Source organism: Acutalibacter sp. (assembly GCF_056800975.1).
Genome location: NZ_JBQISV010000046.1, coordinates 1 through 16,373, shown reverse-complemented (window position 1 = coordinate 16,373; position 16,373 = coordinate 1). Strand labels below are relative to the sequence as shown.

Annotated in this window: 10 protein-coding genes; 6 read left to right on the top strand and 4 right to left on the bottom strand. The window is 62.1% G+C overall.

Going from position 1 to position 16,373, the window contains the following annotated elements; translation table 11 throughout:
• From ACTO5E_RS06620 to ACTO5E_RS06610, 3 genes are all read right to left on the bottom strand, one after another.
• On the bottom strand, nt 1-685 hold a 685-nt coding region (locus ACTO5E_RS06620), incomplete at its 3' end, for a YebC/PmpR family DNA-binding transcriptional regulator (RefSeq protein ID WP_482302616.1).
• 41 nt (nt 686-726) lie between these two features.
• Nucleotides 727-1,314 carry a flavodoxin family protein gene (locus tag ACTO5E_RS06615; RefSeq protein WP_482302615.1) on the bottom strand — a complete coding sequence of 196 codons (588 nt, stop codon included), beginning with the start codon at nt 1,312-1,314 and terminating at the stop codon, nt 727-729.
• 440 nt (nt 1,315-1,754) lie between these two features.
• Nucleotides 1,755-2,315 (bottom strand): manganese efflux pump MntP, encoded by a 561-nt coding sequence (locus tag ACTO5E_RS06610; RefSeq protein ID WP_482302618.1) that lies wholly within the window; start codon nt 2,313-2,315, stop codon nt 1,755-1,757.
• 229 nt (nt 2,316-2,544) lie between these two features.
• Between ACTO5E_RS06610 and ACTO5E_RS06605 the strand changes: the two genes are divergently transcribed.
• The 6 genes from ACTO5E_RS06605 (at nt 2,545) to sigE (ending at nt 12,998) form a co-directional block, all read left to right on the top strand.
• Nucleotides 2,545-3,615, top strand: a complete 1,071-nt coding sequence (locus ACTO5E_RS06605; protein ID WP_482302613.1) for a branched-chain amino acid aminotransferase — start codon at nt 2,545-2,547, stop codon at nt 3,613-3,615.
• A 372-nt stretch (nt 3,616-3,987) separates the two neighbouring features.
• Nucleotides 3,988-8,988: a M60 family metallopeptidase gene (locus ACTO5E_RS06600; RefSeq protein WP_482302612.1), complete on the top strand. Its 5,001-nt coding sequence runs from the start codon at nt 3,988-3,990 to the stop codon at nt 8,986-8,988.
• A gap of 123 nt (nt 8,989-9,111) precedes the next feature.
• Entirely contained in the window at nt 9,112-10,404 is a 1,293-nt protein-coding gene (locus ACTO5E_RS06595; protein WP_482302610.1) for an S-layer homology domain-containing protein, read from the top strand.
• Nucleotides 10,405-10,850: 446 nt separating this feature from the next.
• Nucleotides 10,851-11,096: a helix-turn-helix domain-containing protein gene (locus ACTO5E_RS06590; protein WP_482302609.1), complete on the top strand. Its 246-nt coding sequence runs from the start codon at nt 10,851-10,853 to the stop codon at nt 11,094-11,096.
• 327 nt (nt 11,097-11,423) lie between these two features.
• The gene (locus tag ACTO5E_RS06585) at nt 11,424-12,257 is read left to right on the top strand and encodes a sigma-E processing peptidase SpoIIGA (protein WP_482302608.1); all 834 of its coding nucleotides are present in this window, start codon (nt 11,424-11,426) and stop codon (nt 12,255-12,257) included.
• 12 nt (nt 12,258-12,269) lie between these two features.
• Nucleotides 12,270-12,998, top strand: coding sequence for an RNA polymerase sporulation sigma factor SigE (gene sigE / locus ACTO5E_RS06580; protein ID WP_482302606.1), 729 nt, complete (start codon nt 12,270-12,272; stop codon nt 12,996-12,998).
• 321 nt (nt 12,999-13,319) lie between these two features.
• On the opposite strand, the gene ACTO5E_RS06575 is transcribed toward sigE, so the two are convergent.
• Nucleotides 13,320-16,061 carry an alpha-L-rhamnosidase gene (locus tag ACTO5E_RS06575; protein WP_482302605.1) on the bottom strand — a complete coding sequence of 914 codons (2,742 nt, stop codon included), beginning with the start codon at nt 16,059-16,061 and terminating at the stop codon, nt 13,320-13,322.
• Between the last annotated feature and the right edge of the window lie 312 nt (nt 16,062-16,373).

Sequence of the window (16,373 nt, the reverse complement as noted above, 5' to 3'; positions counted from 1 at the left end):
TGTCCTCCAAAAGGTCCAGCATCTTCTGCATCTTGACAACCGTCTCCTCATCGGCAATGGCGGTGTAGGTGTCCGGCACCATCTCCACCTCGGCAGAGACGAACTCATAACCCTTCTGCTCCAGGTCCTCCCGCACGCCGCTGAAGTCGCTGGGCTCGGTGCTGATTTCAAACACATCCTCGTCCGCCGAAAAGTCCGAGGCCCCGGCCTCCAGCGCGTCGGCCATCACCTGGTCCTCGTCCCGGTCCTCCCGCTCAATGACAATAACGCCCTTCTCCTTGAACATAAAGCTCACGCAGCCGCTGGTGCCCAGGTTCCCGCCGTACTTGTCAAAGGCGTGGCGTACATCGGCGGCGGTGCGGTTGCGGTTGTCGGTGAGGGTCTCCACAATCACCGCCACACCGCAGGGGCCGTAGCCCTCATAGGTGATGTTCTCATAGCTGTCGGCGCTGCCCTCGCCCGCCGCCCGCTTGATAATGCGCTCGATATTGTCATTGGGCACATTGGCCGCCTTGGCCTTGGCAATGCAGTCCTTCAGCCGGGAGTTGGCCGCCGGGTCGGGGCTGCCCCCCTCTTTCACGGCCACAGCCAGCTCACGGCCGATTTTGGTGAAGATCTTCGCCTTTGCGCCGTCGGCCTTTTCCTTTTTCCGCTTGATGTTGTTCCATTTTGAATGTCCTGACATAGCATAACCGCCTTACTCTATAGTTTTCTCCCTTGATCATATCACATTCCGGCCAAAATTTCAAGTGCCAGCCCCCGGGCTTTTTGCAGGGCTGGGCCCAGGTTCTGCCGGCCCCGGTCTGTGCCGTCCCACACAGCGCAGCCCCGCAGGGTGGTGTTCATCACGCTGAAGGCCCTTTGCAGCTGGTGGGCCGTCACCTCCACAGGGAACTCCTCCTCCCGGCCCATGGTGAGCAGCAGCACCGCGTCCCTGTGCTTTTTGATGGGACAGCGGTCCCCCCGGGAAAAACGGGCCTCAAAATACCGCTGCCACCGGTCCAGCACCGCCTTCATGGGGGCGGGAAAGGAGTCGTTGTAAACCGGCGAGGCCACAACCAGCAGGTCGCTGCGGCGCAGCTCCTTGTCCAGGCTGTCCAGGTCCGAAAAGGCGCAGGCGTCCTTTTTGGCGCAGGCCTTGCAGCCGGTGCAGGGGTGGGCGTTCAGGCTGTAGACGTCTGTCTCGGTGACCAGCCAGTCCTTTTGATCCTTGAACTCCCCCACAAAGCCGTCCAGCAGCATGCGGGTGCTGCCGTGGCTGTTTGGCGAACAGAACAGCACCAGCAGGCGTTTTTTATGTTCCAGCAGTCCCATGGGGCATCTCCTCCTTGTGATATGGCGTTCTGTGTTTCAGGGCGGGCTTCTGACATTGCCCTTCGGGCAGAGCCACCCGATGTGGAGCTTCGTTCCAATCGCCGTTTGCCTCGACTCCGAAGGAGTCGCCTTTTGCTTTGCAAAAGTACCGGCAAACTCCTGCCGGTCGTCTCTCAGCTACCTCGCGGCAGCGTCCCACCCCCAGCAATTAGAGATAAGAGGCTTTGTCTAGCGTCCGCTCAATAGGGAACCCCTGACAGCGGGTGAGCGTCTGCCGGTGGCAGACAAGCTGCGAACCGACCGAGGCGAAGCCGAGACCCCCTACCCTCCTGCGTCTTTGGGGGTGTTTAAGGGCGAGACCTTGGGGCCTCTGACCTCTCGACTTCATCAAAGCTGAAGTCGGAATCTTCAAGAGCTTTTTTGCTCGCCGCAGAGGGGGCTTAGAATACGCCCAGGTGTTCCAGCAATATCTTCGTTCCCAGCAGAATGAGAATAACCCCTCCCGCCAGCTCCGCCCGGGCCTTGTACCTGCCCCCAAACACACTGCCTACCTTCATCCCCACCGCCGAGAGCAAAAAGGTCACTGCCCCAATAAAGCCCGCAGCCGCGGTGATGTTCACGCTTAAAAAGGCAAAGCCCACCCCCACGGCCAGGGCGTCGATACTGGTGGCCAGGGCCAGCAGCGCCATGGTCTTCGCAGAGAGCGACGCGTCCTCCGCCTCTTCGCCCCCAGAAGCCGCCTCCCGTATCATGTTGCCGCCAATAATGGCCAGCAGGCCAAAGGCGATCCAGTGGTCAACCGCCGTGATGGCGTCTTTGAACTGCACCCCCACCAGATAGCCCAGCACGGGCATCAGCGCCTGAAAGCCCCCGAACCACAGCCCCACCAGGGCCATGCTTTTGCCGTCCGCCCGCTTCAGCGCCAGACCCTTGCACACCGCCACGGCAAAGGCGTCCATCGAAAGCCCCACCGCCACCAGAAACAGCTCAAAAAGCCCCATTTCGTTATCTTCCTCCCCTGTCTGCATCGTATTCATTATACTTTTCCTATGGATATTCGTCAACCCCGGCCCTTTAGAAACCCGGGGCCGAAAGTGAAGAAATATTATCCAAATTCCCCTTTTTCGCGCTGCTTTGCAGAAGAAAGACCCACCGGCTTGCATTTTCCCCTTCCGCGTATTATAATGTAACAAATTCAAAACCATATATAAAGAGAGAAGGTCGTTTCAAATGCAGGAGATCAGGATTGAACTGACAAAGTCGCCGAAGCAGAAGCCCGCCGCCCAGAGCCAGCTGGGCTTCGGCCAGCTTTTTACCGACCATATGTATATTATGGACTACCATGAGGGCCAGGGCTGGCACGACCCACGCATTGTGCCCTATCAGCCCATTTCCCTGGAACCCTCGGCCATGGTGTTCCACTATGCCCAGGAGATGTTTGAGGGCCTGAAGTCCTACCGCACAGAGGAGGGCCGGGTGCTCATGTTCCGCCCGGACCGGAACATTGCCCGGGCTGAAAACTCCTGTAAACGCCTGTGCATCCCTCCTGTTCCCGCCGATGACTTTATGAACGCCATGAAGACCCTGGTGAACCTGGAACGGGACTGGATTCCCACGGAACCGGGCACCTCGCTTTATGTGCGGCCCTTTATCATTGCCACCGACCCCCACCTGGGGGTGCACCCCTCTCACAGCTACCAGTTCATCATCATCCTCTCCCCCTCCGGGGCCTATTACGCCAGCGGCCTGAACCCGGTGAAAATCTGGATTGAGGACGACTATGTCCGGGCGGTGCGGGGCGGCATTGGCGAGGCCAAGGCCGGCGGCAACTACGCGGCCAGCCTGAAGGCTCAGGAGAAGTCTGACGCCGAGGGCTATGCCCAGGTGCTGTGGCTGGACGGCGTGGAGCGCAAATATATTGAGGAGGTGGGCTCTATGAACATCTTCTTCAAGATAGCGGGCAAGGTGGTTACCCCTGCCCTCAACGGCAGCATTCTGCCCGGCGTTACCCGGGCCACCTGCCTGGACCTGTGCCGGGCCTGGGGCTTGGAGGTGGAGGAACGCCGGGTGAGCGTGGACGAGCTGGTGGCCGCTGCCCGGGACGGCTCTTTGGAGGAGTGCTGGGGCAGCGCCACCGCGGCGGTCATCTCTCCGGTGGGCGTGCTGCGCTATGGGGACGAGGTGATGGAGATTGCCGGGGGCGGCATTGGCCCCCTGAGCCAGAAGCTCTATGACACCGTCACCGGCATTCAGACCGGGAAGCTGGAAGACAGCTTTGGCTGGACCGTAGAAATCAAATAGACCTTAGAACTCGTATTCACCGGCGATGAACGCCGTCCGACCGGGTCCTTTTGCCGTCCTGCGGCGTTAAAAAATCTTAAAATACGGGAGTATACCTGCTATTTTTTGCCTTGCAGGACGGCAAAAGCCCTCGCCCCATCCGGCATTCCCGCCTATGAATACAGATTCTGATTCCCTGTCAAGCCCCCTGAAGGCCCCCGCTTTCAGGGGGCTTTTGCCGAAAACGTCAACATTGGGCGTTGCTGCCCCGGCCATATTCAGCGGCCCGGCCCCGGTTTTTGTTGTTGTGCCCGGGCCGCATCTATGGTATAATATTCCAAACGGGCATTGCCCGCATAAGCCCCTTATTTCTGATGTAAAGGATGGTTTTTCATGAAGCTTCGCGCCCGAATTCTCTCCGCCCTGCTGGCGGCGTCCCTGGCCTGGGGGACCCTGACGCCTGCCTATGCGGCGGCCGAGCCCGCTCCCCCCTCTGCCGCCCCGGCAGAGGCTGAAACCGCCGCGCCTGTTCTGGGCAGTCTGACGGCAGCGCTGCGGCTGGACTATGCGCAGCCCCTTACCGCCCTTGAGGCCCGCCAGGTAAAGGTTCAGCTCTCCTCCGGGGGCGGCAGCCTGGGAGAGTTCCCCCTGTGGGACGCCTCTGCCGCATCCTTGGGGGACTACCCTGCCAGTCTTACCCTGAAAAACGCCGACGGCGGCGAGGACGACACCGGCTGGCCCAAATATCTGGAGCTCACGGTCTCCTCTCTGCCCCAGGGGACCTACACCCTGACCTTCAGCGGCCAGGGCTATCAGAACTTCTCCCAGCAGGTAGAGCTTGACACCCACAACGGCTACCTGGCTCTGGGCACCGGCGACGGCACCTTTGCCCTGGGCGACGTGAACGCCGACGGCATTGTGGACGAAGCCGACCAGGAGCTGCTGGCCAAAAATCTGGCCTCCACTGCCAGCGAGGCCCTGGCTGTTTATGACCTGAACGGAGACGGGAAGATCGACGTGATCGACCTGGCCTATATCAACGGCAACCTGGGTGTAACCGGAGAGGCCCTTACCGCCCAGGGCGCCATGCTGGCCCCCCCTGTGGACCTGGCCTCTGCGGAGCAGTCTCTGGCGGACAGCGGCGTTACGGTTACCGGGGGCAGTCTGTCCCAGCTGTTCTCGGCAGAGGCGGGAGGCGTTACCCTCAGCGGCAGCGGCTCCTCTCTGGAGCTGCCCATTCCCTTTGCCCAAGGGGTGGACATGAGCCGCATGACCCTTACCTCCCCCCAGTCCGGCGGAGTAGAGGCCGGAGTGGTAACCGTGGAGTATGAGGACGGCGAAACCGAGGAGCTCCCCTTTGACGCTGCCCTGCCCGCAGACATCTATGCCATGGGCCGGGCGGACGGGAGCCGCACCATCACCATTGACCTGGGCCGCCGGGAGCCGGTGAAGAAAATCACCATCCGGGTAGAGCGCACCGAGAATGGCGCCGTGTCTCTGGAATCCGTCCAGTTCCTGAAGGACATCATCCCCGAGACCCCCTCCGCCGCCAACCGGCTGGTAACCGGCCTGCGGGCCGAGGCCGGAGACGGCTCTGTGGCCCTGAAATGGCGGGAGCTGCCCAATGTCACCGGCTACCGGGTGAGCTATTGGCTCGAAGGGGCCCAGGGCTCCCCCCTGACCATGGAAGTGGACCGGCCCTCTGCCACTGTCACCGGGCTTGAGAACCTGAAGAAGTATTTCTTCCAGGTGACGCCTGTCGCCCAGGGCTGGGAGGGCTCTCCCTGCGACCCGGTGGAGGCTGTGCCCCAGCCCGCCCAAAAGCCCGACGCCCCTGACATGGTGTCCATCACCGAGCTGGACGGGGCCCTGGGGGTGAGCTGGAAGGCCAGCAAGTCCGCCACCTACTATGAGGTCTATTACAAGGAGAAGGACGCTGCCGGAGACTACCGCCAGGCCGGGGGCATGATCAAGGCCACCGGCACCACCATCACCGGCCTGACCAACGGCGTCACCTACTCGGTCTATGTCATTGCCGGCAACGACATTGGTTCCAGCCAGCCCTCCCGCATTTCAGAGGGCACCCCCAAGGCCGTGGACTATGACGCGCCCCAGGGCCTGCCCAAAGAGGGGCTGGTGGACCGCTCCAAAATCAAGGAGATCCGCCTGGCCGCGCCCAAGAACTACGCCGCCAACCAGTACACCGAGGCGGCCCCCTTCACCCCCGAGAACATGATTGACGGGGACTACCGCACCCACTGGACCGCCGCCAACTGGCACGGCAACGAGCATGTGATCACCACCTTCACCGAGCCTGTGGACCTGCAGGCCGTGCTGTGGGTGCCCCGGCTGGACGGGAACTATCCCAAGTGGCTGCGGGCCTACAGCATTCAGGTGTGGTATGAGGGGGAGGACCTGACCAAAAACGGCCACCTCATTGTCCCCGACCCCCAGCGGGGCGGCGTGGACAACAACACAGACACCGGCAACAACGGCGGCTATGTGCAAACCTGGCCCAACATCCCCAACCGCTCTGCCATTCCCACCAGCCGCTTTGCAGTGCTGCCCCTGGGCGTGGAGAAAAAGGTGGTGCAGATCAGCGTGGCGGTAGAGCAGGCCGACTACAACCTGGTCAGCTGCTCTGAGATCAAGTTCATGGAATATGACCCGGCCCACTGCCTGCCCGAGGAGATTGCCGCCCTGTTTGCCAACGACCTGCGCACCGCCCTGAAGCCTGGGGTGGACGCAGGGAAAATCGACGGGCTGAAGGCCCGGCTGGACAGCGATGAGAAATATTATTACCTGGATATTGCCACCCTGACCGACGAGCTGGCTCTGGCCAAGGAGCTGCTCACCGGCTCTACCAGCGGTTCGCTGCTGGAAGGGGTGCAGTCCCGCTCCGGCGAGGCGGACGGCCAGAAGTACAGCCAGGGCGGCAGCGTGCTGCAGCCCCTGGGCGCGGCTGGCCTTGCCAATGGAGAATTCACCGTCTACGCCCAGGGCATCCCCCAGGGCGGCACCCTGACCCTGTACGCCAGCCAGTTTAACGCCGAGGCCTCTGCCTGGCTCAGCTCCATGGGCACGGTGGAGAACGGCCGCAACACCCTGAAGGTACCTAAAATCGGCAGCCAGAACACCCAGCGGGGCGGCAGCCTGTACTTTACCTATTCCGGCCCCAACCCCGAGCAGGTGAAGCTCCATGTGCGCCGGGCCCTGAAAATCCCCGTGCTGGAGCTCTCCGGCTGGTATGGTATGACCGAGCCGGCCCGGCGCGGCGCGATTTCCGACTATCTGACCGCCCTGGACGCCTTTGTGCAAAAAACCGGCGTAAACGACAGCAACAAGACCACCAGCGCCCTCAATGTCACAGAGATCTCCACTCCCACCATGCTGCTGTCTCTGCCTGCCCTGGCAGTGAAAAACAGCACCACCGCCACCGGCGACGCCCGGGTGCAGGCTCTGTACGACTCAGTGCTGGCCTGGGAGGACCTGATGCACATCTGCAAGACCACCCAGGGCATTGACAATACCTACCAGAGCAACGACATGCAGACCCGGCAGAATATCCGCTGCATGCAGATGTTCAGCGGCGCGTTTATGTATGCCGCGGGCAGCCATATTGGCATCGGCTACGGCTCCTGCGCGGGCATGGCCGGGGGCAAGCCTGTTTCCGCCACCGGAGCAGGCAAGGCCAACAACCTGTTCGGCTGGGGCATTGCCCACGAGATCGGCCACAACATGGATAAGCTGGGCCGGGCGGAGATTACCAACAACATCTACTCCCTTATGGCCCAGACCTACGACGGCCAGGCCAACACCCTGCCCTCCCGGCTGGAGCTCAGCGGCAAATACCCCGCCATCTTCCAGAAGACCGCCGAGGGATATCCGGGCGAGTCCAACAATGTGTTTGTGCAGCTGGGCATGTACTGGCAGCTGCATCTGGCCTATGATTCGGCGGAGAAGCCCCTGGACTTCTACAACCGCCTCTTCAAGGCCTGGAAGGCCGGCACATACACCCAGGGCCTCAGCAACCTGAGCTATGACGAGAAGTTCGCCCTGACTGCCAGCGGCACAGCCAACGCCAACCTGACAGAGTTCTTCACCCGCTGGGGCATGAAGCTCAGCGACCCGGTAAAGGCCAAGCTGGCCGCTTACCCCGCCGAGCCCCGGGCCCTGTGGTACTTAAGCGACCAGAGCCGCCGGGAGCGTCTGAACGGTACCGGCGCGGGCAGCGTCAACCAGCTGGTAGGCGCCCGGCTGAAGGAGGGCACTGTCAACCAGGTCGAGATCCACACCGCCACCCGGGAGGCCAAGAACATCCAGGGCTATGAGATCCTCCGGGATGGGAAGCCCATCGCCTTTGTCACCCCGGACAATGTAAAGAACGGCCTGCTGTATACGGACGAGATCGGCAGCGGCAATCATCTGGCCTTCACCTATTCTGTCAAGACCTACGACCTGCTGGGCAACCTCATTGACACCGTCTCTGCCGGGCAGGTGCGGGTGGCCTATGACAAGACCGTCCCTGCCGACCAGTACGACCTCACAGTCACCGGTACGACAGCTGTGTTCACCCTGAAGGAGGAGACTCCGGTCTCCGGCGTCAAGCTGGTGAACACCAAGCCCCAGAGCGGCGGGTTCACCGTTACGGTGGTTGACAAGGAGGGCAAGGAGACCCTGGCCCGCTCGGGAGACTATGGAGACAGCCAGTCTGCCGATGACCCCCAGAGCTATGTCACCTACCTGAACCGCCCGGGCGCCGACAGCGCCAGCGGCACCATTTGGACCTATGACGCCAAAACCGTCACCATCACCGGCCTGCCTGCGGGCATCAGCCCAGAGAACATCCAGCTGATCAGCTACGCGGGGGACGATGTGGGCTTCTGGCAGGACGAGGGCGGCTTTGCGGGCACCCTGACCGCGGACTATGACTGCGGCGGGGGCAATGTGCTCAAGGCAGGCACCCTGGTGATTGTGGGCACCTATCGGGGCGACCCCTACTACAGCTCCATCCGGCTGAAGGGCCGCTTTACCAACACAAAGACCACAGTGGACGAAAACGGCCAGGAGACCGTGGAGGCCACAGAGGAGGTCCGGGACATGGACGGAGACCTGTATCTGTTCTCCTATGTGCCGGAGGATAAAAAGGTCAGCGATATCAGCGACGGGCTGTTCCTGTTTGTGCCCAATGTACAGCGTGAGGCCGAGCTGCAGGAGGCCACCCACTGCGATGGGGTAAACCTGCTGCCCTCGGAGATTATGGCCGAGCTCTACCGGCTGGACGACCCCAATGCCCCGGAGACCAGCGGCCGGCTGCTGACTGCCAGCACCCTGTGGGTGAACAGCCCCGGCGGCCAGGACCTGCCCCAGATTGAGCTGAAGGAGGGGGCCTGAGGGGGAACGCGCCCTGCCCTTCCCCGGCAGACGGGGTAAAGGCTGGTATTTATCCGGCTTGCCCCGCATATCATTCATTCCATGAAGCTTCTGACTTTTCATTCTGAAGAAAGAGAGATACCCATGAAACGAATCCTTTCCCTTCTTCTGGCTTTGGCCCTGTGCCTGAGCCTGTGCCCCCCGGGCCTCAACGCCCAGGCGGCTTCTGACGGCATGTCGCTGGTGTATGCCCAGGGGGTGGACGGCTCGGTCCGCCTGAGCGTTACCGGCGTGGAGCCGGACCGGGTCATCCGGGGCGTACAGCTGGAGCTCACCCTGGACGGAGCCGGCTACGACCCGGCGGACATCCGCATAGAGCCTGCGGACGACGACGCTTTCAGCCCCTCCTTTGGGGCCATCACCGGCCCCGGCGGGGATGTGACCACTGTGACCCTCTACCTGGTCTCTCCCTATGCCCTGAACACCCAGGAGACCCTGCCTCTGGGCTCTCTCACTTACCGGGGCCTGGGCCTGGCCCCCATTGACGCCCGGCTGGGCCTGATTGACAGCGACCAGCTGACCGGGGGCGGCCAGGTAGAGCTGGCCGCTCTGCCCCTGACGCCTGCTGCGGACACGGAGAACTGGGGCCCCAGCAGCAAAGTGAAGACCACGGTGTCCCGGGGCAAGGGCACGGTGATTGCCGCCCCCTATGGCCGCGAGAACCAGACCGTGGCCATCAAGGCTGAGCCTGCCGAGGGATATCAGACTGAGAGCGTGCAGGTGAACGGCCAGCCCGCTATCCTTCAGGGAGACGGCGTCTATACCTTCCCCATGCCCGCCGGCGACGCCCAGGTAGTGGTGAGCTTTGCCCAGAGCTCGGGGGAGCAGGGCTTTACTGACGTGAGCCCCAACTCCTGGTACTACAGCGCGGTGGAGTTCGTCTCTCAGCGGGGCATTATGACCGGCGTGGGGCCGGGACGCTTTGACCCCACGGGCGCCACCAGCCGGGGCATGATCGCCACCATTCTCTACCAGCTGGAGGGCAAGCCTGCTGTCAGCGGAGAGTCGGTGTTTACCGACGTCCCCGATGGCAAATGGTACAGCAACGCCATCAAGTGGGCCAACCAGCAGGGCATTGTGGCGGGCTTCGACGACCGCAGCTACCGGCCCAACAAGGGCATCACCCGCCAGGAGCTGGCGTTGATTCTCTACAAATACGCGTCCTACAAGGGCTATGACACCACCGCGGAGGGGAACCTGGACAAGTTCGCCGACAGCGGGAATGTGTCGGGCTTTGCCCGCAAGGCCATGCGCTGGGCTGTGGGCAGCGGCCTGATTGGCGGCAATGAGAAGAACCAGCTGAATCCCAAGGGCGGTGCGCAGCGCGCCCAGGCAGCGGTGATCTTCCGTGCCTTTTTGCAGGACAAATTGAGCTGAAACAGGAGCAGGGCCCCCAAAGAGGGAGCCCTGCTCTTTTGTTGTCAGACCGCCTCTGCCCGCAAAGGCTGGGGCAATAAACAGGCGCGGCGGACAGACCAGACGGAAGCAGGAGAAGGGCCCCGGCAGGAGCCCTTCTCTTTTTGCGGCCAAAAGGCGTTGCTCTGTCAGAGCCTTTCCCGTGTCAGCAGCCATAGCACGCCCAAGGTCAAAAATAGCCGCAAGGCCGCCTGGTGCCCCAGCAAAATCCAGAAAACCATCGCCTGTAAGCTCATTCCCACAGCAGCTTCCCCCTTTTTTGCTTTCGAGTATACAACATTTGTGGTCATTTGTCAACAAATGTGTTCATAACCTTCTTCTGGGTACACTATAGTAAAGGTCGCTATAGTAGAATCTGCCGGAGGGCCGGAGCCCGGCCCCGCCGCAGAACAAGGAGGAAAATGAGAATGAGCGCAGCACAGCTTGACCCCCGGCTGGTGGGAGAGGTGATTGCCAGCTTCCGCCGGAAAAAAGGGCTGACCCAGGAGGTGCTCAGCGGTTTGGCGGACCTGGGGCGCACCCACCTGAGCGCCATTGAGCACGGAGAGCGCAAGCCCACCCTGGAGACCCTGTACCGGCTCAGCGGGGCGTTGGAAGTACCCATGTGGGTGATTGTCAAGAAGATCGAGGAGGAGCTGGAAGCGCGGGGCTGACAGCCAGGGCCTGGGGCGCAGATGCGCTTCAGGCCCCTGCCACTCTATCAGGGCCTTCCGCCCCGCAAACTAACAGAGCCCGCCCTCTGTCACGCCGGTCGTCAAGACTTGGGGGAGCTGTGGCGGCCTGCCAATGGTTCCCGCCCGAGGCTGACAGAAGAGGCCTGCCGCCTCGCTTTCAGCTAACCCGTTGGGCGGTTCTTGCCCTGCTGGGCCCCACCATTCTATCAGGATTTTTTTCAGCCCCCATAAACTGACAGAATCAAGCCCCCCGCCCGTCCTATAATAAAAGCCACGGGGTACAAGACCCGGGAGAGGAGGCGGGCCATGACTGTCTACGCCGACGTCCTGGTGATCGTGAATCTGTACATAGACTTCATTCTGCTTCACGCGGTGCAAAGCTTTTTGCGGCTGCAGGCCGGAAACGGCAGGCTGGTGCTGGGGGCCCTGGCCGGGGCCCTGTGCGGGCTCAGCGGCCTGCTGCCAGCGCCGGGGTGGCTCTCGCCCCTGCTGGGGGGACTGTGCTCCCTGGCGGCGGTGGGGGCGGCCTTTGCGCCGGTGCGGCCGGGGCTGTTTCTCCGGTGCTGGCTGTGCACCTGGCTGGCAAGCTTTTTGCTGGCAGGGTTTTTGCTGTTCATCGCCCAGTTCGCCCCGCCGGGGTATCTGGGCGTGGTAGGCGGGGCGGTTTACCTGAACCTGTCTCTGCCGGCGCTGTTTGTGGGCACATGCCTTGCCTATCTGGCGTTGTGGCTGTTCCGGCGGGCTTTTCCCCGGGAGGCCTCTCCCCTGCCGGCCAGGCTGGTTATAAGCAGCAGCGCGGGAGAGGCCACGGTGTTTGCCAAAGCCGACACAGGCTGCGCCCTGCGGGAGCCCTTCTCCGGCCTGCCGGTGGTGCTGTGTCAGGCCAGCGCCCTAGGGGACGCGGCGCCTGCCGCTGCTGTGGACTATCTGCAGGGCCGCACCCCCGGCGAGGCCCTGCGCCTGGTCCCCTTTGAGAGCATCGGGGGCCGGGGCCTGCTGCCCTGCTTCCGGCCCAAAAAAGTCACCGAGGCCCGCACCGGCCGGACGCTGGACTGCTATGTGGCAGTTACCAACACCCCCCTCTCCCCAGGGCAGTTCGCCGCGCTGTACAATCCCGAGCTGTTCCCCCCATCAACCTAAGGAGGCTGCGCTATGCTGACGACATTTCTATCTTCCCTGATCACCTGGGGCGGCATTTTGCTGCGCCGGTTCTTCCCCTTCTGGGGCGCTGCGCCCTGTCACTACATCAACGGCCCCGACACCCTGCCCGCTCCCCTGAGCAAGGAGGAGGAGGCGCAGGTCATGGAGAATATCAAAAACAACGTGCCCGGGGCCCGGGAGCCCCTGATCACCCACAACCTGCGGCTGGTGGTGTACATTGCCAAAAAGTTTGAGAGCCCGGGGGCCAGCGTGGAGGACCTGATCTCGATTGGCACCATTGGGCTCATCAAGGCTGTGAACACCTTCCGGGTGGAGAAGAACATCAAGCTGGCCACCTATGCCTCCCGGTGTATTGAAAACGAGATTTTAATGCATCTGCGCAAAAGCTCCCAGCTGCGCAATGAAATCTCCATCGACGACCCGCTGAATGTGGACTGGGACGGCAACGAGCTGCTGCTCTCGGACCTGCTGGGCAGCGAGCCGGACGCAGTGAACCGGGACATTGAGCAGGAGGCGGAGCGGGATATGCTGCTCAGCGCGGTCAGCCGGCTTTCGCCCCGGGAGAAGACCATTATGCAGCTGCGGTTCGGGCTGGAATCCACCAAGGAGCACACCCAGAAGGAGGTGGCGGACCAGCTGGGGATATCCCAGTCGTACATATCCCGGTTAGAGAAGCGGATCATCACCCGGCTGCGGAAGGACCTGGAAAAGGCGGGATAACACGAGCCAGCCAAAGGCAGGCAAAAAATCACGGGGTCCTCTGGGCCAAGCTTAAGTCAGAGGCCGCAGGTTCGCTCCTGTAGGGAGAGGCAAAAGGAGATGAGCCGGTATTTTCCCCAGCGGGCGCAGACGCAGGGGCTTGGCGGCTCCCCCCTTGCGGAGCAAGGGGGCCAGCGTCCCGTTTGCTGCGGGTAAAGACAGAGAAAAAAGCCGGCCTTTCGGTCAAAAGAAGCAGAATGCCTCCCCTCCCAAGCCTAAGCGTCAGGCTGGAAGGGGAGGCTTTCTGCTATGCAGTTCCTACTCTGAACTCAAAAACACCCCTCAAAACTCATAGCTCCCCGGGGCCAGCGTCTCCCGCCGGCCATCCGGAAGGATCAGCTCGGCCTCGCAGTCAAAGGGCACGGTGACGGCGTAGCGAAGGGCCTCCCCGTCATACTGCCAGCCCACCTGGTACAGCCCGGCGGCAGTGTCCATGCGCATCTTTACCCAGCGGACCCGAGGGTCGGGCATGGGACGGATGACCGCCCGCTTGTAGCCCGGAGCCTCCTCGCAGGGGTTGAAGCCCACCAGGTTCCGGTACATCCAGTCCACAATGGAGCCGTAGGCATAGTGATTGAGACTGTTCATCCCCGTGCCGCTGATGGAGCCGTCCGGCAAGAGAGAATTCCAACGCTCCCACACCGTGGTGGCCCCCAGCTTGACCTCGTTGAGCCAGCTGGGGTAGTCCTTCTGCAAGAACAGCGTGTAGGCAACCTCATTGGCCCCGCTGTCCGACAGGGCCCGGCACAGGAAGGGCGTGCCGCAGAAGCCTGTGTCCAGGTGCCAGTTTTTGGCCGCAAGACGGGCCTTCAGCTGATCCAGCACCTTCTCTCTCCCGCCCTCGGGGTAAATGCCAAAGAACAGGCTGAGCACGCAGGCGGTCTGGGTGCCCTCGATTTTAAAGCTGCCGTCCGGGTGGAAATACTCCTGTGCAACCGCCCCCCTGATCTTCTCGCACAGCGCCTCATACTCCGCCGCGTCCTGGTCATACCCCAGGGCTCTTGCCGCTTTGGCTGTCAGCTGTGTGGAGTAGAAATAGAAGCAGCTGGCCGTATATTGCAGGTCCGTGGCCCCAAAGGGGTTTTCCGCGTCCTTGGGATCAGGCCTGTCCAGGGCCAGCCAGTCCCCCAGCTGGTTCCCCCGCAGCCACAGGCCCCGGCCTCCGTCCGCCTGGTCGTCCTGGCGCATCCGCTCCACCCAGTCCCGCATAACCGGGTACTCGGCCCGCAGCAGATGGATGTCGCCGTAGTTTTCGTAGACAGCCCAGGGCATCATGGTGGCCACGTCGCTCCAAATGGCGCAGCCCTTGTGGTTGTTTTTCTCAAAGGAGATATTGTCCTCCATCACCTGCCGGATAAAGGCCTCCCGCTCCTCCGCCGGCCGGGCCTCAATGGCCGCAGCCAGGTCCGGGTATTTGGCCAGGGCGGCGGCAAGGCCCTCCTGGTCCCCGGGCTGCAGGCGGATGAAGTCCGCCGGGTCAATATCAAAGTCAAAGGTACGGACTGCCGCAGCGTTGGGGGCGGGCACATACATGGGCACCGCGCCCTTGTGATACTGCTGCTCCTCCCGCACATTCTCTATAAAGTGGTGGAAAAAGGCAGGCATGTAAATATTTTTACAGGCTGTGGCGCTGATAATGGCCGCGTCCCCGGTCCAGCCCAGACGCTCGTCCCGCTGGGGACAGTCTGTGGGCAGGTCCAGGAAGTTGTCGAACTGGCCCCACATGGCGTTCTGGAACAGCCGGTTCACCAGAGGATTATCGGTCTCAATCCAGCCGATGGGGTCAATGTCCGAGCGGATGTGGCAGGCGGTGAAGTCTCCAGGGCGGACGTCCTCCACGCCCTCCACCTTGACAAAGCGGAAGCCGTAGAAGGTGAAGCGGGGCCGCACCCGCCGGGGCCTGCCGTCGGAAACATAAATGTACTCGGCCTTGGCTGTGCGCAGATTGTCCCGATAAAAGCAGCCGTTCTGCATCACCTCGCCATAGCTGAGCTTCACTGTCTGTCCGGCAGGGGCGTTCACCTGAAACTCCACCCAGCCGGTCATGTTCTGGCCAAAGTCCAGCACAATTTCATCCTTGGGGGTGCGGATCACCTCCACTGGGGCAAACTCCTGCTTCTTCACGATTTTCGGGCCCCGCCGGGGGACCAGGGGCGTGGCTTCCTCCCGGAGGACCACCCCAAAGGCCTGGGCCTGGCAGCCGGGCTCTGACCAGCCGGGCGTCTGGAGGTTGGCGTCAAAATGCTCGCCGTCGTAAATATTGCTGAAGGTGACCGGAGAGGGCCGGCTGACCCAGCTGCCGTCGGTGCCCACCAGGGTCTCCGTGCCGTCCTCCATTGTCACCCGCAGCTCGCAGATGGCCTGCATGGTGTCGCCGTACAAATCATGGTAGCGGCTGAAGACAATGTCCCCCTTGTACCAGCCCGGCCCCAGAGCCAGGCCCAGGGTGTTCTCTCCAGAGCGCAGCAGGTCCGTCACGTCAAAGGTCTGATATTCCAGGGCAAAGCCATAGCAGTGAAAGCCCGGCAGCAGGTATTCGTCCCCCGCCTTTTTCCCGTTGACCTCCAGCTCGTAGATGCCCAGGCCGCACACATAGGCCCGGGCGCTGGCAATGGGGCCGGAGAGGGTAAAGTCCTTGGAGAGCAGGGGCTGGCGCTCCTTGTCCGCAAAGACAGGAGCCGCCGGGTCCGCGGCAATCCACTGAGCCTGCCAGGGCTCGTCCTGCTTGGGGGTCTCAAACCAGGAGGAGGCCTGGGCGCTGCCGCCCTCGTCCCCCCACACGGTGACGGTCCAATCATAGCGGGTGCGGGGATTCAGCTCCACCGGGGCCTCAAAGCCCAGAGAGGAGAGGTCCTCCCGCCGGCCGGAGTCGAACACAGGCCTGCCCCCCGCCGAAACGGTGATTTGGGCGGCAGCCTGCTTCTTGTCCCCGGCCTCCTCCACGGTCCATGAGAAAACCGGGCGGGTCATTTCCAGGCCCAAAGGGGCCGTCAGGTGATTGGTGCGCAGATGAGTAAGCTTCATGGTGGTTTCCTTTCTGATAAAGACTGATAGAGCGTTTATACATTATACACCAAAACTTTCCAAAAAGATAGATCCATTTACAAAAAAGCCCCATTTCATTTGACAAAAAGCCGGGCAGCAGACAGGGACCGCCGGGTTGGGAAAATTTTTGCAAAAAAATTTGGACGACCCCCTTGACATTTGCGGAAAATTTGGTATAATGTTCATTGTCCCCGGCAGGAAGCTATCACAAGGGGAGCATGAAGCGGTATTGTGTAATGGTAGCACAGCAGACTCTGACTCTGTTTGTCTGGGTTCAAATCCTGGTACCGC

Coding starts and splice junctions, on each gene's coding strand:
- ACTO5E_RS06575 (WP_482302605.1), bottom strand. CDS start 16,061: ATGAAGCTTACTCATCTGCGCACCAATCACCTGACGGCCCCTTTGGGC.
- ACTO5E_RS06585 (WP_482302608.1), top strand. CDS start 11,424: ATGACTGTCTACGCCGACGTCCTGGTGATCGTGAATCTGTACATAGAC.
- ACTO5E_RS06605 (WP_482302613.1), top strand. CDS start 2,545: ATGCAGGAGATCAGGATTGAACTGACAAAGTCGCCGAAGCAGAAGCCC.
- ACTO5E_RS06595 (WP_482302610.1), top strand. CDS start 9,112: ATGAAACGAATCCTTTCCCTTCTTCTGGCTTTGGCCCTGTGCCTGAGC.
- ACTO5E_RS06615 (WP_482302615.1), bottom strand. CDS start 1,314: ATGGGACTGCTGGAACATAAAAAACGCCTGCTGGTGCTGTTCTGTTCG.
- ACTO5E_RS06600 (WP_482302612.1), top strand. CDS start 3,988: ATGAAGCTTCGCGCCCGAATTCTCTCCGCCCTGCTGGCGGCGTCCCTG.
- ACTO5E_RS06590 (WP_482302609.1), top strand. CDS start 10,851: ATGAGCGCAGCACAGCTTGACCCCCGGCTGGTGGGAGAGGTGATTGCC.
- ACTO5E_RS06610 (WP_482302618.1), bottom strand. CDS start 2,315: ATGGGGCTTTTTGAGCTGTTTCTGGTGGCGGTGGGGCTTTCGATGGAC.
- sigE (WP_482302606.1), top strand. CDS start 12,270: ATGCTGACGACATTTCTATCTTCCCTGATCACCTGGGGCGGCATTTTG.